Origin of the sequence: Sphingobacterium sp. 1.A.4 (genome assembly GCF_002734245.1) — a bacterium.
Classification (GTDB): Bacteria; Bacteroidota; Bacteroidia; order Sphingobacteriales; family Sphingobacteriaceae; genus Sphingobacterium; species Sphingobacterium tenebrionis.
Map to the genome: position 1 here is coordinate 20,899 of NZ_PEAZ01000041.1, position 20,481 is coordinate 41,379.

Sequence of the window (20,481 nt, forward strand, 5' to 3'; positions counted from 1 at the left end):
ATTAATGAAGCTTATCATAGGCTATGATGCCAAACGATATTTTTTGAACAGAACAGGTCTTGGAAATTACAGCCGAGATCTGATCCGTATTTTGGAAGACCATTATCCTGAAAATCGCTATATCAAATACAGCCCAAAGTTCGAAGGGTTCTGGTTCGGTTCTGAAGACTTTAACCAGACCAATAAACTACCCCAAGGATTTATCAACAATCTTTTTCCCAGCCTTTGGCGAAATAGACGCATTGTGGAAGATCTGAAACGCGACCAGGTCCAAGTATATCATGGTCTATCCGGAGAGATTCCTATTGGCCTCAAAGAAGCCAAGATCAAATCCGTAGTCACCATCCACGACCTGATCTTCCTTCGGTATCCCGAGCTTTATAAGCCATTGGATCGATGGATCTACCATCGTAAAGCGAAATATGCGATCGAACATGCAGACCGCATCATTGCTATCAGCGAACAGACCAAAAGAGATATCCTGCAATTCTACCAAGTCGATGAACAGAAGATCGAAGTGATCTATCAGGTCTGTCATCCGGCATTCAAGGAAACTATATCCGAGGATATTCAGAATAGGCTACGCCAAGAAAACAATTTACCTGAACGGTTTATCCTGAATGTGGGATCTATTGAGCCCCGTAAGAATGCCTTTCAGATCGTAAAAGCCATAGAGAATACGGGTATTCCGCTTCTCATTCTTGGCAAGGAAACTCCTTATGCTGATGAAATAAAAGCCTATATCAAAGAGAAGGGCATGGAAAAACAGGTCATTTTTCTAAAAGGTTTCACAATGGAAGAGCTGGCAGCGATTTACAGTATGGCAAGTATTTTTGTCTATCCATCCAAGTTCGAAGGATTTGGCATCCCCATTATTGAGGCGCTATATACCGGAACCCCAGTGATAACTAACCGATCCGGTGTATTCCCTGAAGCAGCTGGACCAGATTCCCTGTACATCAATCCGGAGAACATCCAAGAAATGAAGGAAAAAATAGTTGGTTTATGGAACAACCCTGAAAAAAGGCAAGAAATGAGCGAAAAAGGAAAACGCTATGTCCAACGCTTCAATGATGAAAAAATAGCAGCCCAAATCATGAACTGCTATAACACGCTTTAACTATCTTCTTTTACAACGGTAATCCGTTTCTGCAATTTCTTCCAATGGTTTTTACGATCTCTATAGATCAATAATTTTCCCAATTTGTATTTGAACTGCATGAGGCCTTTATAATCAGGCTCCACCACGCGATAGGCTACGGAAGGATTTTCCTTAATTTCATCTTGTATGGCGCGGGTATAAACAGATGGACCAGTCGTTTTATGCACATCATGCGGATAGGTTTTCTGTTCGATGTTCTCCACGGCATAATCCAAGGTCCTTTTCAGGAAGGGATGTCCCTTATCAAAGACCAATGCCCATTGGGCAAAGTATTCTGGATGGTTTTTCTCCGGACTGATTACCGCGACATCGCTCGCTTGAAGATGTTTGTTTAAAGACACCAATAAATCAGAATCCAGATCCAGATAAACTCCACCATTTATATACAATACCGCATAGCGAAAGAAATCGGCTTTGGCAGCCCCTATCTGCAGTCGGCTATAAGCCTTATACACCCTTTCTTCAAAATTCTCCTGGATAAACCGATCAACCGCTGCATCATCAAAAAACACATAAGCGTAGTCTGGATTCTTCTGCCTGAAAATCCAGATGTAGAATTTGGTCAACCAAGGAATATCCTTGCTTTTGAACGTTTGGTATATGGTTTTTGGAATTGCCATCAGAATATTTTTAACAAAGGTTTGTGCTTCAAAGATAATAAAATCTGAGCTCCCTTTAGGTTTTTTGATGGTCCTTAACCACCATATCCATAAAGTCTTCCCACTGCGCGATTACAAGGGAGTCCTTATACGCTTTCATCTGCTCATGAGCCTCTTTTCCTAACCTATCACGAAGCTGCCTATCCCCCATCAACATACCTAAATAAGCTTTGAATTCCTGCCCATCTGCTGCTAGAAAACCCGATTTTTCATGCTGAATTAATTCGTTCACACCAGAGCAGTCTTTTAAGCCGATAGCAGGTAATCCAACAGTCATTGCCTCGCCAAGCGCTAAGCCAAAGCCTTCGTATTTACTCGGAAAAACAAAAATATCCGCCTCTTGAAGCTTTTCCATAGGTTTGTCGGTAAATCCTGCCAAAAACACCCTATCCTTTAATTTCAAGGAAGCTATCCTTTCCTCCAAATATGCTTTATCTACACCCTCTCCCCATAACCATAAATCCCAGTTCGGGAATTGTTCAGCCAATTCCGAAAATGCTTGGATAGCCAATTCCTGTTGTTTTCCGGCATTGATCAAGGATCCGATATGGACGATCCTATAGCGCTCTTTGGTCTTAAGATGGTCAACGATTTCCAGGTCATCCATCTGTGGAATGGGATTTGGAATCGCTCTCGCCAACCCTTTAAAATTATCCGGCAGGAAAGCTTTATAATTATCAAAAAACACCTGAACCGCATCCAGTTTTGAATAACTTTCCTTCAGGAGCTTCATCTCCTGTTCGCTTCGGTACCATAAAATATCGGTATAATCATAATCTGGCCTTCCATGTACGGTATTGATGATCGGAAATGCTACAGCATCCGAATATGTTATCTCCAATAAAGTAGCAATGGACATGCTGAGGATAATATCGGGCTTTTCTTGTTCGAAAAAGGGTTTCCATACCTTAGATCTGCTCTGCAGGTTATGCAAAAACACCTCATCCCTATTTTTCAACCCGCGCTTGCGCATTAGAGAAGCATTTCGCCATTTTTGGCCCTTCTTCTTCGCCTTAAAATAAATCCAACGGAAAGGATTTCGGCCTTTATAAGTATAAGGTTGTTCCAGTTCAATGGTATCCATACCTTCATGAAAAAGATTGACAAGCCTAACTTTCTGATCCAAAGAGAAAATAGGTTTTCCATCCTTTGGATCATTCGTGGCAATAACGACCTCATGTCCTAGTTTCGAGAAACTATTCGCATAAAAGCTGGCCATCTTTTCAGTTCCACCCTGACTGTTCAAAAAGCCTTGGTTTTGTAGGATCAGAATTTTCATCAATCGTATTTCTTCTTCATCTTAGCCCGAAAACTTTTCTTCCATTTTCGGCTGGGTAACAGTTTACTGACTAAATATAAAGCTTTTACTTTAGCTCTGTTCTTTAATTTTCTTGCTTGATACCAAGCATCAAATTCTTCTGCTGATCGCGCTTGTAAAAAACCGATAAATGCTGCTGAAAGTACGTTCCTATCTCTGTCTGTTAGTCTTGGGAGCACTTTACTATCCATAAAGTCCCGGATCATTTGGAAAAGATGCTGTTTTTGTTCTTGCTGAAAGGGCATGGCCATATATCTGAACTCAAATGGCTCATGTTCGATAAATCGAGCCAGATGAAGGGCTTTTTTATCCCAAAGATTATAGCGTTCATAAAATTCCTCCAATTCCTTCAACCAGATGGGGATTACTTGGAGGACTTTATCAGTCTGTTTTTTTATTTGAGAAGTATTCTGGCCTTCATGCTCCCGGTAAAAATAGGTCGTGTTCAGGTTTATCCCTATTTTATCGGTCAATGCCAATAATTCATGAGAGAACACACCATCCTCCCCTGGCTGAATACCTTTTAGAAATTGAACATCCGGATGCAGGTCTAAAAAGGATTTTTTCATAAAAAGTGCACAGGTTTGAAGAGCCATTACCTGAGGAAATCTATCCAAAAAATAAGCTCCACAAACTAGCAGATCGAACTTCTTTTCAGTAGCCATTGCATAGCTGGACGACAAAAACCCTTGACCAAGGATATCATCTGAATCCAGAAAATAGAGATATTCCCCTTTCGCCATAGCCATTCCTTTATTCCTGGCAACAGAAACCCCTTGGTTTTCCTGTTCCATATAAATTACTCTACGGTCTTTTGCTTGGTACTCTTTGGCTACAACTGCAGATTGATCAGTACTTCCATCATTGACGATAATGATTTCGATTTCGGTCAGGTCCTGTGCTAGAACGCTTTCAACAGCTTCCCCCAAAAATTTTTGTCGGTTAAAAACCGGTATAACAACAGAAACTTTGATATTCTTATAGTTCTCCTTCATGCAATTCCCTTCTAAAAAGCGTCTTCAATTTTTTCGGTATCTACTTTAATTTTGGCAAACTTAAATTGACCAACCTTTGAGCCTAAAATCAATCCAAATTCTATATGATGGTTATTTTTATCCATGGCAAAAATTGTAGAACGGTAGGCTCTCTCCTTCACGATAGGCGCGCCTTCAACCAAAAAATTAATTCCATCTTTGGAATATGCCAAGTATAAAAGATCCGAAGTGTATTTTTTGACATCCCCCACTGCCAATAACATAAAATAATACCCATCCTGATAAGTAACGTCCAAATGCCATACCGAATTGTTGGGATTTAATGTTAGCCATGGCTCATTCAAGAAGTTTACAGCCTTACTAGCCCTGTAGTTACTGAAATCCAATCCATTTAATGAGGATCTGTTGATTACCAATGTCAAATCATCAGATTTAAATCTATTCTGTGTTTTGTTGAACTCTACTTCATAGCTTTTAATATTTCCATCGACGTCTACAAAGGAAGGCGAAAGAATGTGATTATCTTTAGAAGTAGCAGGTGCATTGCTCGTATAAATAACTTCTAAAGGTTCCCAATTAATCCCATCCACTGAGGTTTGCCTCACAATAGTTCGAAGCGCATTCTCCATTAATTTATGGCGATTATTTTGGTTATTTACCCCTCTTTTTTTCAAGGCTGTAGCTTTGATAAAACTTCCCCTGTAATAAAGTTCGAAACGGTTGTTCCTAAACATCCAATCGACATCCGACCAGAACCCCTGCACCAATTCCCCTTTTTTCTCCAAAAAGCTCTCTTTAAAGGATGCTGTTTTTTGGATAGGATTGGAAATTCCTTCCGGCTCTACCCAATTGATACCATCATTGGAAACTACCACAGTCGGGTTTTCATAGCGCCTGGCATAGAAATCATAGCCCACACTTCCAAAATAGGGTGTGAAAACCATCCAAAATTTATAGCCTCGAAATCCGTTTGGAAAATATTGAACATCGGGATGGCAATAACCATCTTGAAAAAAGCCCAGATCCCTTAAAAATTGGCTAGTATGCAAGCCTGGATAATTTCCATTGGCAATCGTCTGGATTTGAACCAGGATAGGTTGAACTAAAAAATCATCTTTAAGGGAATTCACTTTTCTAAATCCAGCCTTCTTCTCTTCCAAAGGCTCCAATTCTTCCAAAGTTTGCTTACATCCGCTCCATAAGAAAACTATAGATGCCAAAAGGATAAAATGCTTCCAATACATTGGTTTGTAAATAATTATTGTCAGTTTTTCGATGGAACGAAAAATCCGTGGGCAAAGCTACTGAGTATTTATCAAAATTTGTATTTATCATTTCTTTTTACAGACAATCTTTAACAATTTCCTAATCTTAAAAGCGTTTATAATAATTATATTGTATGCTTTAACAACAGAAAAGAGGATATGAAAAAAGTATATTTAGTGCGTCATGCCAAAGCAGAGGAACATGGATTTGCCAAGAGTGACTTTTATAGGGATCTACAGGATAAAGGTAGAGAGCGTGCGAACAGGATTGCACAAGAATTGGCGGACAAGCTAACGGTTGACGAAAATACCTTGGTCATTTCTTCTGCAGCCAATAGAGCATTTCAAACGGCAGAGATTTTCTGCCCGATCATTGGTTATCCCATTCAGGATATCCAAACTACGGAGAAGATCTACGAGGCGCATTTCATGGAAATACTTCAAGTGATCAATGATGTCGATGATCAATACGATCAGGTATTGGTATTCGGTCATAACCCAGGCTTATCCAACCTATGCAATTACCTGAGCCATTCGGAGGTCGAATTGGCAACTTCCAATGTCGCTGTTCTCCAACTGGAGGAAGGAATCAACTTCTCCATGCTTGCTGGCGGCACCGCATCGCTCATCGAATTTTTAAAGTAAAATTTTTACCTTAGTAAGGTATGGGAAACAAATTACAGGCAGAACACTCCCCTTATTTAAAACAACATGCACATAATCCGGTGCATTGGTATCCTTGGGGAGAAGAAGCGCTCCAAAAGGCAAAATCAGAAAACAAGTTGATCATCGTGAGCATAGGCTATTCCGCCTGCCACTGGTGTCATGTGATGGAACGGGAAAGTTTCGAGAATGAAGCGATCGCTGAGACCATGAACAAGTTCTTTGTCTCCATAAAGATTGATAGAGAAGAAAGACCAGATATCGACCAGATCTATATGATCGCGGTTCAGTTGATGACCAATGCCGGTGGATGGCCGTTGAACTGCATCTGTCTACCCGACGGTAGACCAATCTACGGAGGGACCTATTTTAAACCTCATGATTGGCAACAGGTCTTGCTTCAGATTGCCCAGATGTGGGAAGAAAAACCAGAGGTAGCCTTGGATTATGCGAACCGATTGACGGAAGGCATTCAAAATGCTGAAAAGCTTCCTATACAGGAAATTCCAGAACAATATACATTCGAAGATATCAAACAGGTGGTCGAACCTTGGAAAAACCATTTTGATGATCAAGACGGCGGTTATCGAAGGGCGCCAAAATTCCCTTTGCCCAATAACTGGTTGTTCTTTTTGCGTTATGGGCATTTGGCAAAGGACCAAGCTGTTTTGGATCACGTGCATTTTACGCTTAAAAAGATGGCCAATGGCGGGATCTACGATCAGATAGCAGGTGGTTTTGCCCGTTATTCCGTGGATGGACAATGGCATGTACCCCATTTCGAGAAAATGCTATATGACAATGCCCAGCTGATCAGCCTTTACAGTGAGGCTTACCAGGAAAGGCCCATGCCGCTCTATAAAACCTTGGTCGAAGAGACCATCAATTGGGCGGTGAGGGAAATGCTGGATGCCAACGGCGGATTCTACAGTGCCCTGGATGCGGATAGCGAAGGGGTGGAAGGTAAATTCTATACCTTTGATTACGATGAATTTGATATCCTAGGTGCCGATGCGGAGTTGGCAAGACAATATTACAATATCGTTAAAAGTGGGAATTGGACGGAAGAACAGACCAATATCCCATTTGTAAGACCAGATGATGAGGATCTTATCCGTGAAGTAGGATTTGAGACCGCACAATGGGATGAATACTTGGGCGAGCTCAAGAAAAAACTGCTGGAATATCGGAGCAATCGGGTCAGACCTGGTTTGGACCACAAGCAATTGACTACTTGGAATGCCCTGATGTTAAAAGGACTTTTAGATGCCTACCGTGTATTTAATAAGGAAAAATATTTAAGCCTAGCCTTGGATACCGCCAAATTCCTGGAGCAATATGCCATGCATGATGGCGAAATGCTTCATCAGCCAGCCGATCAGAACAGGGCAATCCCAGGATTTCTGGACGATTATGCCTTTACGATAGAGGCTTTCATAGCGCTATATGAAACCACCTTTGAGGAAGAATGGTTAGAAAAAGCAAAAAACCTCATGGATAAGGCCATATCTTTCTTCTTCGATGCCAGTCAGGGAACTTTTTACTATACCGGCAACCAAGCAGAAGAATTGATTGCCCGTAAAAGCGAGATCATGGACAATGTTATTCCTGCCTCTACTTCAACGATCGTTCGCCAACTGTTCAAATTGGCACTTTTATTTAATAATAATGTTTACCAAAGCATCGCGGAACAGGTATTTGCGAATGTCTATCCACATATTAAATCTTATGGATCGGCCTATTCCAATTGGGCGATCCAGTTATTGGAACTGCACTATGGTGTCTGGGAAGTGGCACTGACCGGATCGGACGCCCTCGAATGGCGGAAAGAACTCGACGAGCATTATATTCCGAATAAAATTACCCTTGGGGGAACAAAAAGTAAACTTCCTTTGTTAGAGCATAAAGAAGGTTTGGATTCAAAAGCCTACCTTTGTCAACGAAAAACTTGCAGTCTACCTCAATCGTCGATTGCAGATATCATAGAACTTATAAATAATAAACAGGGATAAGATCCCATAAATCAATTAGAATGGCAGTAGAAAACAACAACGTAGTTACGTTAAACTATGTTCTTCATACAATTGAAGAGAATGGTGAAAAAACATTTGTGGAGCAGACAACCACGGAAAACCCGTTAACTTTCTTATATGGTGTTGGTATGATGCTTCCAAAATTTGAAGAGAATATTGCCGGATTGAACGCAGGTGATAAATTATCCTTCGAATTAGAAGCAGCAGATGCATACGGTGAGCGTGATGATCGTGCAATGGCACAATTACCAGCAGATATGTTCCAAGAAATCGGTCTTCCTCCAGTTGGAGAGGTTATTCCTTTGCAGGACAACCAAGGAAATCAATTCCGTGCAGTAGTGGTAGAAGTTACTCCTGAAGCTGTAGTTGCAGATTTGAACCACCCAATGGCTGGAAAAAAATTGAATTTTGACATTGAAATCCTGGATACCAGAGAAGCTACTCCAGAGGAATTATCCCACGGACATGCACATGGTGCTGACGGAACTGAAGGTCACGAATAAAAATTAGATTTTAATCTAAAAGCTATATAAAACGGTTGTAAGGCAAATGCTTTACAACCGTTTTTTTTCGATTTAAAGACTTAGTGCAAGTGAGGTCTAAGTGTAGTGTAAGTGAGTTGTAAGTGCTAAAAGGTACTTACAACTCACTTACACTACACTTACATTATGCTTACACCTAGAAGCATTTGCGTTTTATCTTTCTGTATCCGCTTCTACTTTTTTTTAATATTTTTAAAGAACCAAATTTAAATCCATGAGAAACCACCGATACCTTATGTTATTCCTTTTATTTTTTCCAGCGTTTTTGTTTGCCCAACATAAAGGAACTCGAGTGGATAAAAAAGACCTTCCCAATGTGATCTTGATCTTCATGGATGATATGGGCTACGGCGACCTGGGCGTAACGGGAGCATTGGATTACCAAACCCCCATATTGGATCAGATGGCCAATCATGGCATTCGTTTCACGAATTTCCTGGTTCCTCAAGCGGTATGTTCGGCTTCTCGCGCTGCTTTATTGACCGGCAATTATCCAAATCGGATGGGAGTGCATGGGGCGTATATGCCCAATGCGAAAGCAGGTTTGAAATCCTCAGAAATAACCATCGCTGAAATGCTCAAGAGCAAAGGCTATCATACGTATATGGTCGGTAAATGGCATCTTGGTAATGAACCAGAATTCCTTCCTACAAAACAAGGATTCGATGGATATGTGGGTCTACCCTATTCTAATGATATGTGGCCGGTGGAATTTGATGGTTCCCCAGCCAAAAAAGGCGGTCGAGTTGCGCATTATCCGAAATTACCACTTCTACAGAGTAAGGTTGGTCAGGAAATTCCGGATACCATCGGCATCATCAAGGATTTAAAAGATCAGGCAACCCTTACCCAACGGTATACCAAGGAAGCGGTTGATTACATCAAAAAGCATAAAAAGGATCGTTTTTTCTTATATCTAGCGCATAATATGACCCATGCGCCGATTGCTACTTCAGAAAAATTTATAGGTAAGACAAAACAGGGACTGTATGGAGATGTGATGGCGGAAATTGATTGGTCGATGGGTACTATCCTACAAGCATTGAAGGATGCCAAGATCGAGGACAATACCATCGTGATATTTACCAGTGATAATGGTCCTTGGTTGAATTTTGGAAATCAAAATGGTTCTTCCGGTGGATTCCGGGAGGGAAAAGGTACGAGCTGGGAAGGTGGACAACGAGTGCCATGTATAATCCAATGGCCAAAGATAATCAAGCAAGGAAGGATTGAGAATAACCTCAGCAGCAGTATGGATATCTTTGCCACTTTAGCGGATATTGTAAATTATCAAGAACATCCTTTTCAGATAGATGGACTCAGCTTTTTGCCCAATCTGAAAGATGCGGAGGCCAAACCCCATCGGGATAGGATGTATTATTATTACAACAAGAATGATCTGGAGGCTGTCCGGTTGGAGAATTGGAAGTTGGTATTCCCGCATCGCTATCGCTCTTACGAGGATATCTTGCCGGGGAATGATGGAAATGGCGGAAAATACAATAGTAAAACGGTGGATAGTTTAATGCTTTTCGATTTGCGTAGGGATCCAGCAGAAAGGTATAATGTGATCGAGCAACATCCTGATGTAAAAGAAAAATTGTTACAGATGGCAGAAGAGGCTAGAGCTGATCTGGGTGATAATTTAACCAACAGAAAGGGAGCGAATAGAAGAGATTAAAATTGTGCTTTAACAATTTGATAATAGTGCATTTGTAATCAGCTAATCGATTTTTCTTAGCATTGAATAAGATTTATTTAGGTCGAATCAGAAAAAATCGCACTAATATTAGCTTCATTTATGATGAAAACAAATTCATTTTATTCTTGCCATAAAAATCCTCAATCTAAAGTTTCTAAGGTTCTTTATACTTCGATATTTTTAATATTCTTTACTTTTTTTGGTTTACCACAGCTAACTTTTGCAAATGAACAAGACTCATTAAAGAACTGGACTTACATATGCCATTCAAAAAATTTGCTTTTTAATTCTATAGACACTATTTATCAATTCGATTCTTATGTAATCAGGTTTCCTAATAAGACTATATTCCAGCAAGATGTAACTGTAGCTGAAGAATTAGATATCATTAAGGATACCATTTTTCAAAAATTATGGAGAATTGAAGTCATTGACACCGCAAAAAATAGCTTGTATGTTTATACCGCTGATTTAATCAACCCAAAACTATCAGAAAAAAAAGCTTTAGACTACTCAAAATTGGTTGATTTTAATATTTTCCAATTGAAAAATTTACCAGAAAAAATCAAGTCAAAAAATCTCAAGTTGGGATTTATCAAAGAAAAGATTTATAACGACAAAAAATGTATAGAAATCCAATTTAAATCCCAAGAGGAAATCTATAATTTAGTTATAGATCCATCTATTCAAACTCCATTTAACCTTGAATTTGATTTGGATGAAAAGAACGAAATTCAGGGAGCATTGGTTGAAATAAAATTTAGTGAAGAAAATAAAGAAAAATTTGTCAATAATTTTTTTTACAAAAACAGCATTTCTATGGAAAAGACTTTATTTATCAAAAAATTATTAAAGTTAATTTAGTTATAGCTTCGTAGCTCTAAGCATTTCTCTTTTGCCGGGGGCACCTGCTGCCTTTTCTATACTGAACCCTAAAGCTTTCATGGCTCTTTTTAGATTTCCGGTAATGGCGTAAGTTACAAAGACACCACCTGGGTTCAGGAACTGAACCACATGAGACAATGTTTCCGCGGTCCACATCTCCGGCTGATGGATTTCGGCAAAAGCATCGAAATAAATCACATCAAACTTTTGATCGGTCTGAAAATCCATCACTTTTTGAACCGCAATTTTTAGAAGAATATGTTCGGTAATTGGCGTTTTACCCTGTTGCGCAGTTTCGTATTCTTGGGTAAACGCAGTCCAAAGTTCATTTGCTATATAACTATCATAACCGGACTGAATCAAGAGATCCTTTTCCAAGGGATAGGCCTCAATACCCACATAATCCAAGCCCACCTTATTTTTCATCGCCCAATCCGCACTAAGCAAAAAATTCAAACCTGTTCCAAATCCGATCTCCAGAATGGCAGCAGCCTGTTTATTTTCCTTTTCCAACCAATATTGAAGGCCGGTCTTTAAGAAAACATGGATGCTTTCCTGATAGGCACCATGCTTGGAATGGTAGTGCTCGCCCACTTCTGCATGATATAATGTTTTGGATCCATCGCCGGTATTTACAAATTCCATGTTGCTTATTTTTTGCAAATCTACAAGATTCTCAAAAAAACAATTAATTTAGCCTTAACAAATTACTTAAATGAACAACCTTTTAAAAAATTACGGAAGTATCATCCTACTTTTGTTAGGGATAAGCATCGGTAGTCTTATTGGGCTATTTGCGCCACAATTGGTTGATATCCTGAAACCTATCGGAGATATCTTTCTGAACTTATTGTTCGTTTCTGTAATCCCCTTATTGTTTTTTGCGATTTCTTCATCAATTGCCAATATTGAAGACAGCAAGAAATTGGGACATACCATCGTCATCATGACCATCGTGTTTGTTTTGACCATCGTTATTGCCGCTGTAGCTACCATTGCTGGTTTATGGGCCTTTCCAGTTACAGCGATCAGAGATGCTTCAGCTGTGTTGGAACCCATTACTGGGAATGCCAATGAAACCTGGGGTGACCGCATCGTACGGTTCTTAACCGTGGATGAATTTGCAAATCTTCTATCCCGTAAAAGTATATTAGCCTTTGTGATCTTCGCCCTACTGGTAGGCGTGGCCACCCGAAAATCGGGAGAAGCAGGAAGGCAGTTCACCGCGTTTCTGAATGCGGGTAATAAAGTCATGGAAAACCTATTGACCTTAATCATGAAAGTTGGGCCCATTGGTTTGGGAGCTTATTTTGCCTACCAGGTCAAAACATTGGGACCGGATCTGTTCGGATTCTATGCCAAACCACTAGGCTTTTATTATGGCTTTGGATTGGTGTTTTTTATCCTGGCCTTTAGTTTTTATGCCTTTGTATCACGTGGAACAAAGGGTGTAGGTTCCTATTGGAAACATAATATCTCGCCATCGTTAACAGCATTGAGTACCTGTAGCAGCTTGGCAACATTGCCTGCCAACCTATTGGCGGCCAATAAAATGGGTATCCCGAAGGAAATCGCCAGTATTGTGGTGCCTATCGGAAATACCTTATATAAAAATGGGTCGGCAATCTCTTCCATTTTGAAGATCTATGTAGCCTTTTCTATTTTAGGATGGAACTTTTTTGAACCTGCGACCTTGATCACCGCTGTGGGAATAACCGTATTGGTATCGATGGTTGCTGGCGGAATTCCGAATGGCGGTTTTATCGGGGAAATGTTGATGATCTCCATCTATGGCATCCCGAATGAGGCTGTTCCAGCAATTTTGATCATCGGTGCCTTGGTGGACCCTTTAGCAACAGTATTGAATGCGACAGGTGATACCGTGGCGGGTATGCTGGTGACCAAGTTTTCGGGGGAAAAATTTGAAGAAGACAGCTTGGAAGCCTAGATTAGAACAATTCTAAATAACTGCAAAAATTTGCTATTTTCATTCCTTAGCTTCCTATTTCGTAAATTTGCAGTTGGATAATAGTTTATTGTAGAAAATGAAGAAAAGTTCAATCATTTTAATTGGAATTATTGCGATCGCGATTGCGATGATTTTGGTCATTTACACCGATTCCAGCACTTATTCTACCTTTAGCGAAGCAAAGGAAAAACAGACAGAATTGTACGTGGTTGGGGTGTTAAATAAAGACAAGGAGTTGATGTACGATCCGGTAAAGGATGCCAATCACTTCTCTTTTTATATGTATGATAACGACAGCACGGAATGCCAGGTGGTATTCAATGGTTCCAAACCGCAGGATATCGAGCGTTCGGAGCAGATCGTATTGACTGGCAAAATGGAAGGTAATACGTTCCATGCGAGTAAAATCTTGATGAAATGTCCTTCGAAATACAATCAAGATCAAATGGAGGTTATCGAAACGACAGCGGAACCTAAAACAGCATTCGTTAACTAAGCGATCCCCAATAACAGCAATCGTAAATAAATCAGTCATAACAACACATGGACGTTAAATTCGTAGGAGAAAATCTGCTACCAGGACAGATCGGGCAATTCTTTGTCATCCTTTCCTTTGGTGCAGCTCTATTTTCCCTTATATCCTATTTCTTTGCCGCTAAAAACCCTGAAGAGACTTCATGGAAAAAATTAGGGCGAATCGGCTTCTGGCTAAATGCCCTTTCCATATTTGTGATTGGAGCAACCCTTTTCTACATCATTTACAATCATTTATTCGAATATCATTACGCCTGGGCACATTCATCCACTACCCTGCCTACCCACTATATCATTTCGGCATTCTGGGAAGGTCAAGAAGGTAGTTTTTGGTTATGGATGTTCTGGCAGGTGATCCTGGGTATCGTTTTGGTCTTTAAATCCAAATCCTGGGAAGCGCCGGTAATGACCTTTGTCATGCTCTGCCAGTTGTTTTTATCCTCCATGCTTATTGGTGTGGAAATATTCGGCAGCAGGATCGGTAGTTCGCCTTTTATTCTGTTGCGCGAAGCCATGACCTGGCCTATTCTGAGCGACCCTAACTACTTGAGCATGATCAAGGATGGTCGCGGACTTAACCCTTTACTACAAAACTATTGGATGGTCATCCACCCGCCTACCCTTTTCTTGGGTTTTGCGTCGATGATCGTTCCTTTTGCCTATGCTGCAGCTGGTTTATGGCAAAAAAGATATAAAGAATGGATCAACCCGGGGTTGCCTTGGGCATTATTTGCCGTGATGATCCTGGGAGCCGGAATCATTATGGGTTCTTTCTGGGCTTATGAAGCCTTGAACTTTGGTGGTTTCTGGGCTTGGGATCCGGTAGAAAACGTTTCTATCATTCCTTGGTTCACGCTGATTGCCGCGGTCCATGTAATGATCGCGTTCAAGAATTCTGGCCATGCTTATTTTACCTCTGCATTTCTATGTCTGATCAGTTTTGTATTGGTAATTTATGCCTCCTATTTGACGAGAAGTGGAATCCTTGGTGAAACCTCGGTACACTCCTTCACCAGTTTAGGGATGTCTGGCCAATTGATCATCTTCAACCTGACTTTCCTGGGCTTAATGATCTTCTTCTTGGTAACCCGCAAAAAAGGAATGCCGAGCACACAGAAAGAGGAAGAAATCTATTCCAGAGAGTTCTGGTTGTTCATCGGTGCCTTGGTGCTTACAGTTGCCTGTGTTCAGATGATCGCCACGACCTCCATTCCGGTATTCAATGCTTTGTTCGGTACCAAAGTAGCGCCTCCAATCGATCCTATCCCGCATTATAACAAATGGCAAGGGGCATTTGCGGTAGTGGTGATGCTTTTGACTGCCTTTACCCAATTCCTGAAATACAAACGTTCGGACTCGAAAAAATTCTGGGCAGCCACCCTGGCTTCCTTTGTTTTCGCGATCCTGATATCTGCGGTGATCATCTATTTTACCCATGTATATACCAATGTGATGTATATCCTGATTACTTTCTCTGCAGTTTTCTGTATCCTGGCAAACCTAAGGATCTTGGGCGATGCCTTTAAAGGAAAATGGAGATTGGCCGGATCTGCGGTATCACACATCGGATTTGGATTGTTATTGATCGGTGCCCTTATTGCGGCAGCGACCAATGAGGTGATCTCGGTGAACCAGGAAAACTACATCGCGGTAGCAGGTTTCGATAAAGTAGAAAAACCAGGCGAAAACCTGTTCCTGACCGAAGGCGAGCCTGTACAGATGGGCGAATACAAAATTACCTATGTGGGAGATTCTGTAGCTGCTCCAAATGTGTTCTACAAGATCAAGTATGAAAAGATCGATGAGGAAACCGGGCAGATGTTGGAATCCTTTATCCTAACACCATTTGCCCAGAACAACCCGCAAATGGGTGGATTGATCGGTACTCCAGGTACCAAACACTTCCTGACCCATGATATCTATACCTTGATCACGGCTGCAGCATCGGATTCGCAGGCGGCTGCCACTCCGAAGCAAGAAGGCGAAGGAACCAATTTAGAAGAATACGATGAACCGGCGACCTATAAGGTGGCGGTTGGAGATACCTTACGTTACAGAAATGGTTACTATGTGATTGAAAGCCTAGACCATAATGCAACGGTAGAGAACATGTCCAAGGGCGAGAATGACCTGATGGTCAAAATGAAGATCAAAGTGGTTTCTGCAGAAGGAAAAGAATATCCGGTAGAACCAGTTTTTGTACTGAAAAACAACAATTACTTCGATTTCCCGAAAACGGTGGAAGAGCAAGGATTAATGTTCCGGTTTACGAAGGTATTGCCGGCTGATAAAAAGTTGGAATTAATGGCCTACCAAAAACCATTGCCTCAGAAAAAATGGGTGGTATTCAAAGCCATCAAATTCCCATATATTAATTTCTTCTGGTGTGGTACCATCGTCATGACCATTGGATTCTGTATGGCGATCTATCGCCGTGTTAAGGACGGAAGAAACAAACAAAACCGCGAGGAACTGGTGTCATGAAAATCGTTCTGATAGGCAGCGGAAATATAGCAACCCATTTGGGGAAAGCCATTGTTGCTACAGGACATCATGAAATCATGCAAGTATACAGTAGAACATTAGCCAATGCTGCCGCATTGGCTAATGTGTTATCTGCCCAGGCAATTTCAGATTTTTCGGAGATTAGTAAAGATGCCGATCTTTATCTGTTGGCCGTTAGTGATTCGGCCATTCCTGAGATCGTTGAGCAGCTTAGCCCGGCATGGAGCGGTGTTTTCGTACATTGTTCGGGTGCTACGGATATGCAGGTCTTGCATACCTTGAAAAGATATGGCGTGATCTATCCGGTGCAGAGTTTTTCAAAAGAAGTAGACCTTGACCTTTCTGCTGTACCCTTCGGAATAGAAGGATCAACAGCCGAAATACAGCAGCAATTAATGGATTTTGTTACAGAAATATCTGCTGAGGTATTTCCTTGCAGCAGCGAACAGCGCTTGGCAATCCACGTTTCGGCGGTCTTTGCGAACAACTTTTCCAATGCCTTATTTCAGGTGGCCTATGAGCTTTTAGCAAGCCATCAATTACCTTTCGATCTGATTCGTCCCATCATATCAGAAACCGCTACGAAGGTCCAAAATCACCTTCCTGAGCAGGTTCAGACGGGCCCTGCCATTCGAAATGACAAAACTACGATGCAGAAGCATTTGCAGTTTATCAGTAGCAATCCTGATTGGCAACTTATTTACCAAAAAATATCCGACCTTATTACAAAAACAAGAGCGAAGGACGGAGAAAATTAATAATTCACTAAATCTTCTCGGACGGGATTAATTCTTTTTTTATCAGCAAGTAAATCCTAATTTTGCATCTTAATTAAAGAATTAAAATAAGCAAAATTATAAGCATCATGCCTGTAAGAAATCTCATTCTCGGTATCATGATCGTCATCAATTTGATTATCATCTCTTTTGGTCTAATCTTTACACCAAGATGGTTCTGGTTGTTACTGATCCCAATGCCTTTATTGATCGTCGCGGTATATCACAGCTTTCAAACAAGCCACGCGATTTTGCGCAATTACCCGTTGGTTGGTTATTTCCGTTATTTCTTGGAGTCTATCCGTCCGGAATTACGTCAGTATTTCTGGGAATCGGATACCGATGGTCGTCCATTCAACAGACGCCAAAGAAGTATCGTTTACCAACGTGCGAAGAACCAACGTGAAACCGTTGCTTTCGGTATGCAGACCGACCCACAAACCATCGGAAACGAATGGGCAGCGCACAGTATCTTCCCGGTACATATCGATGACCATAACCTTCGTACCATGGTGGGGAACAGTGCCTGTAAACAACCATATAGTTTAAGTGTATTCAACATCTCAGCGATGAGTTACGGTGCGTTGAGCCGCACGGCCATCACCGCTTTAAATAAGGGTGCTGCCCTACAGAATTTTGCCCATAATACCGGCGAAGGGGGTATCAGCCAATACCACATCAGTGGTGGGGATCTAATCTGGCAAGTAGGTACAGGTTATTTCGGATGTAGGGATGAAAATGGTTATTTTGAACCAAACCTATTCCGCGAAAAATCTACCCGTCCATATGTGAAGATGATCGAATTGAAGCTTTCTCAAGGTGCAAAACCTGGTCATGGAGGTATTCTTCCTGCGGCTAAGAACACCCCAGAGGTTGCTGCTATTCGTCACGTAGTACCTGGAACGGATGTAATGTCGCCTCCTGCGCACTCCGCATTCAATTCTGCCGTAGGCATGATGAACTTCATCCAACAATTACGTGATCTATCGGATGGTAAACCGGTTGGTTTCAAACTATGTATCGGAGATAAACAGGAGTTTATTGATATCTGTCAGGCGATGCAAGAAACGCAGATCATGCCAGACTTTATCTCGGTGGATGGCTCGGAGGGTGGTACCGGTGCGGCACCATTGGAGTTTACCGATAACTTAGGTATGCCATTGTATGATGCATTAGCCTTTGTAACCACGACCTTGATCAACTTTGGATTGAAGAAACACATCAAGATCATTGTATCCAGCCGTATCGTTACGGGGTTTGATATCCTGAAAGTTATTGCTTTGGGTGCTGATGCTTGTTACTCAGCGCGTGGAATGATGTTCGCATTGGGATGTATCCAAGCCCTGAAATGTAATGAGGACGTTTGTCCGGTTGGGGTGGCAACACAACAGCCTCACCTTTACAAAGGATTGAACGTGGATGATAAATATGTACGTGTTGCCCAATTCCATAGAAACACCCTACGCGCAACTGTAGAGATCATGGAAGCATGTGGTTTCAAAACATTGGAGGATGTTTCTGCAGAGAAGTTCTTCCGTAAAGTGGATAACCAGACGACTTTGAGTTTCCAGGATATTTACTTTAAATCTACCGGAAAATTAGTGAATAGCCGTAGCGACTTCGCTCCGGAAGTATTCGACTAACATCATATTGCTGATTACTTCAGATTGTTAAAAACTATCTCTAAGAGTTCTTGAGCCTGTTGCATCGATTTCTTATCGACACCAGACATCGCCTCAGAGATAGTTTTTTCTGCTTGTAGCATACACTTATCTTTGATCTTATGGCCCAATGCAGTTAAATAAATCTGGTTGGTCCGCTTATCTCCACTGCTGTTCACCCTTACCAGGATCTTCTGTTTTTCAAGATTAGAGATCAACCTGGATACGGAAGGTTTATCCCTAAAGGTAAGACGCGCAATTTCCTGTTGGCTCAATCCCTCTGCATCCCATAGAAAATAGAGGATACTCCATTGTTCTGCAGTAATGTTTAATCCGCTCTCCTTGAAGTTACGTTGTAATCTTCGGCCAATTGCTGTTGATACTCTACCCGTTAGAAAGGAATAGAATTCATCAGCATACAGTGTATTGCTAATCATTGTGAAAAAAGGTTAATAAGGTAACAAGTTAACATTGCAATAATAAAATAAAAATAGGTAAAAGCAAATTTTTTTATGGACAACAATGGATTAGCATTCAAAAATGAGTATATTTAGCCTATGGAGAATCCTTTTGGTATAGTTCTATTGGTGGTTGCCGGTATCATTTATAAGATTTATCAGTCTTATAAAGAGGAACAAGCAAAAGCAAAAAAACGTTTGGAAGAGTTAAAGCGCAAGCATCAGACTGTAACAGATTATCCTGAATTCGAACAAAAAAAGCAGCCAGAACGACGTCCAGCGCCGGTTATCAGAGAGGAAAGAAGACCTGCACCAGTTATTAGGGAAGAAAGTAAGCCTGAACCAGCATCAGAACTTCCTGATGAAGTAAAAAGGCTGCAAACCCAAAACCAACAGCGCAGGAATGAAAACCTAAAAGGTAAGTTGAAAAGATTAGAACCTGTTCAGGTAGAGGAATTGGACAAAAACGAACACTTCGATCTTAGACAGGCTGTTATTCAACAAGCTATCCTAAACCGTCCCTACCAGGATTAAACTATAATAATTTAAATTCATCTTGATCGTCCAAGAATGGAAAGCTATTTCGGTTTTCTTCGAGATCCTTTGGATTTAATGTAAAGGTATAGAGGTCTTCATCCTCTGGCTTGTAATAAACGACATCCCCATTTGGAGAAATACACATAGATCCGCCGGAGTAATAGACTTCCTTCCCATCATGTCCTACCCTATTCACACCGATCACAAAGGCCTGATTCTCGATAGCACGCGCAGGAATCAATGCTCTCCAATGTGCAGAACGTTTGTCTGGCCAGCTGGCTGTGTAAACCAATAGATCATAAGAAGCGCCTTGATTTCTCGACCAGGTTGGGAATCGCAGGTCGTAACAGATCATCGGACAGATTTTCCAACCCTTCAATTGGAAGATAATTCGAGAATCACCAGCCGTAAAGACTTTATCTTCATTGGCCATGCTGAATAGATGCCTTTTATCGTAATGTACAAAACTGCCATCCGGCGACATCCATACAAAGCGGTTATAATATTTTCCACCTTCTTCAATAATCAATGAACCAGCCACTACACACTGGAACTTCTGAGAGGTCTCAAAAAGCCAATGCATGGTTTTTCCGGACATCGTTTCTGCGCATTTCTCCACATTGGTGGTGAAACCCGTATTGAACATCTCCGGAAGTATGATCAAATCTGTCTTTTCGCGCAACGCAGACAACCTTAAGCCAAGATTCTGCAGGTTCTTATCCACGTTCTCCCAAAAAAGATAGGCTTGAAATATGGTTATTTTTAAAGGCTCCATTTATATACAATCCACTTATATTACCAAAATATAAAAAACTAC

At 41.1% G+C, this 20,481-nt stretch carries 19 protein-coding genes; 12 read left to right on the forward strand and 7 right to left on the reverse strand.

Translation table 11 applies throughout. The annotated features are described in order from the left end of the window. The first annotated feature begins 4 nt into the window (after positions 1–4). A complete protein-coding gene (locus tag CRJ00_RS05235; RefSeq protein ID WP_099365830.1) occupies positions 5–1,120 on the forward strand; it encodes a glycosyltransferase family 4 protein in 1,116 nt (371 codons plus the stop codon). Here CRJ00_RS05235 and CRJ00_RS05240 read toward each other — a convergent pair. From CRJ00_RS05240 to CRJ00_RS05255, 4 genes are read right to left on the reverse strand one after another with little or no spacing between them, the layout of a single operon-like run. After that, positions 1,117–1,782 carry a glycosyltransferase family 32 protein gene (locus tag CRJ00_RS05240; RefSeq protein WP_099365831.1) on the reverse strand — a complete coding sequence of 222 codons (666 nt, stop codon included), beginning with the start codon at positions 1,780–1,782 and terminating at the stop codon, positions 1,117–1,119. The two genes, CRJ00_RS05235 and CRJ00_RS05240, sit on opposite strands and share 4 nt — an antisense overlap. A gap of 55 nt (positions 1,783–1,837) precedes the next feature. Further along, complete coding sequence (locus CRJ00_RS05245) at positions 1,838–3,100, reverse strand: glycosyltransferase (RefSeq protein ID WP_099365832.1); 1,263 nt, start codon at positions 3,098–3,100, stop codon at positions 1,838–1,840. Continuing rightward, a complete protein-coding gene (locus tag CRJ00_RS05250; protein WP_099365833.1) occupies positions 3,100–4,134 on the reverse strand; it encodes a glycosyltransferase family 2 protein in 1,035 nt (344 codons plus the stop codon). Before CRJ00_RS05250 ends, CRJ00_RS05245 begins: the two co-directional genes overlap by 1 nt. 11 nt (positions 4,135–4,145) lie before the next feature. Next, the gene (locus CRJ00_RS05255; RefSeq protein WP_099365834.1) at positions 4,146–5,378 is read right to left on the reverse strand and encodes a hypothetical protein; all 1,233 of its coding nucleotides are present in this window, start codon (positions 5,376–5,378) and stop codon (positions 4,146–4,148) included. Positions 5,379–5,558: 180 nt separating this feature from the next. Here CRJ00_RS05255 and CRJ00_RS05260 point away from each other — a divergent pair, with 180 nt between their 5' ends. From CRJ00_RS05260 to CRJ00_RS05280, 5 genes are all read left to right on the forward strand, one after another. Beyond that, complete coding sequence (locus CRJ00_RS05260; RefSeq protein WP_099365835.1) at positions 5,559–6,044, forward strand: SixA phosphatase family protein; 486 nt, start codon at positions 5,559–5,561, stop codon at positions 6,042–6,044. Positions 6,045–6,064: 20 nt separating this feature from the next. Continuing rightward, positions 6,065–8,074, forward strand: a complete 2,010-nt coding sequence (locus tag CRJ00_RS05265) for a thioredoxin domain-containing protein (RefSeq protein ID WP_099365836.1) — start codon at positions 6,065–6,067, stop codon at positions 8,072–8,074. Positions 8,075–8,094: 20 nt separating this feature from the next. After that, a complete protein-coding gene (locus CRJ00_RS05270; RefSeq protein WP_099365837.1) occupies positions 8,095–8,598 on the forward strand; it encodes an FKBP-type peptidyl-prolyl cis-trans isomerase in 504 nt (167 codons plus the stop codon). A gap of 253 nt (positions 8,599–8,851) precedes the next feature. Next, positions 8,852–10,318: a sulfatase family protein gene (locus CRJ00_RS05275; protein ID WP_218962188.1), complete on the forward strand. Its 1,467-nt coding sequence runs from the start codon at positions 8,852–8,854 to the stop codon at positions 10,316–10,318. 120 nt (positions 10,319–10,438) lie between these two features. Then, the gene (locus CRJ00_RS05280; RefSeq protein WP_144038105.1) at positions 10,439–11,203 is read left to right on the forward strand and encodes a hypothetical protein; all 765 of its coding nucleotides are present in this window, start codon (positions 10,439–10,441) and stop codon (positions 11,201–11,203) included. Here the strand turns inward: CRJ00_RS05280 and mnmD are convergent, their stop codons facing one another. Beyond that, positions 11,204–11,869 (reverse strand): tRNA (5-methylaminomethyl-2-thiouridine)(34)-methyltransferase MnmD, encoded by a 666-nt coding sequence (gene mnmD, locus CRJ00_RS05285; RefSeq protein ID WP_099365839.1) that lies wholly within the window; start codon positions 11,867–11,869, stop codon positions 11,204–11,206. 70 nt (positions 11,870–11,939) lie between these two features. Here mnmD and CRJ00_RS05290 point away from each other — a divergent pair, with 70 nt between their 5' ends. The 5 genes from CRJ00_RS05290 (at position 11,940) to CRJ00_RS05310 (ending at position 18,651) form a co-directional block, all read left to right on the forward strand. Further along, on the forward strand, positions 11,940–13,172 hold the full coding sequence (locus CRJ00_RS05290; protein ID WP_099365840.1) for a dicarboxylate/amino acid:cation symporter: 1,233 nt from the start codon (positions 11,940–11,942) through the stop codon (positions 13,170–13,172). 97 nt (positions 13,173–13,269) lie between these two features. Beyond that, positions 13,270–13,689, forward strand: a complete 420-nt coding sequence (locus tag CRJ00_RS05295; RefSeq protein ID WP_099365841.1) for a cytochrome c maturation protein CcmE domain-containing protein — start codon at positions 13,270–13,272, stop codon at positions 13,687–13,689. Between the two features lie 47 nt (positions 13,690–13,736). After that, the gene (locus CRJ00_RS05300; protein ID WP_099365842.1) at positions 13,737–16,211 is read left to right on the forward strand and encodes a heme lyase CcmF/NrfE family subunit; all 2,475 of its coding nucleotides are present in this window, start codon (positions 13,737–13,739) and stop codon (positions 16,209–16,211) included. After that, entirely contained in the window at positions 16,208–16,990 is a 783-nt protein-coding gene (locus CRJ00_RS05305; RefSeq protein WP_099365843.1) for a Rossmann-like and DUF2520 domain-containing protein, read from the forward strand. The genes CRJ00_RS05300 and CRJ00_RS05305 overlap by 4 nt, the downstream gene beginning before the upstream one ends. 107 nt (positions 16,991–17,097) lie before the next feature. Further along, complete coding sequence (locus CRJ00_RS05310; protein ID WP_099365844.1) at positions 17,098–18,651, forward strand: FMN-binding glutamate synthase family protein; 1,554 nt, start codon at positions 17,098–17,100, stop codon at positions 18,649–18,651. Between the two features lie 14 nt (positions 18,652–18,665). Here CRJ00_RS05310 and CRJ00_RS05315 read toward each other — a convergent pair whose 3' ends face one another. After that, positions 18,666–19,106 (reverse strand): MarR family winged helix-turn-helix transcriptional regulator, encoded by a 441-nt coding sequence (locus CRJ00_RS05315; protein WP_099365845.1) that lies wholly within the window; start codon positions 19,104–19,106, stop codon positions 18,666–18,668. A gap of 120 nt (positions 19,107–19,226) precedes the next feature. Here CRJ00_RS05315 and CRJ00_RS05320 point away from each other — a divergent pair, with 120 nt between their 5' ends. Continuing rightward, positions 19,227–19,661 carry a hypothetical protein gene (locus CRJ00_RS05320; RefSeq protein WP_099365846.1) on the forward strand — a complete coding sequence of 145 codons (435 nt, stop codon included), beginning with the start codon at positions 19,227–19,229 and terminating at the stop codon, positions 19,659–19,661. 1 nt (position 19,662) lies between these two features. Here the strand turns inward: CRJ00_RS05320 and CRJ00_RS05325 are convergent, their stop codons facing one another. Beyond that, a complete protein-coding gene (locus CRJ00_RS05325) occupies positions 19,663–20,439 on the reverse strand; it encodes an amidohydrolase (protein ID WP_099365847.1) in 777 nt (258 codons plus the stop codon). Positions 20,440–20,481: the final 42 nt, after the last annotated feature.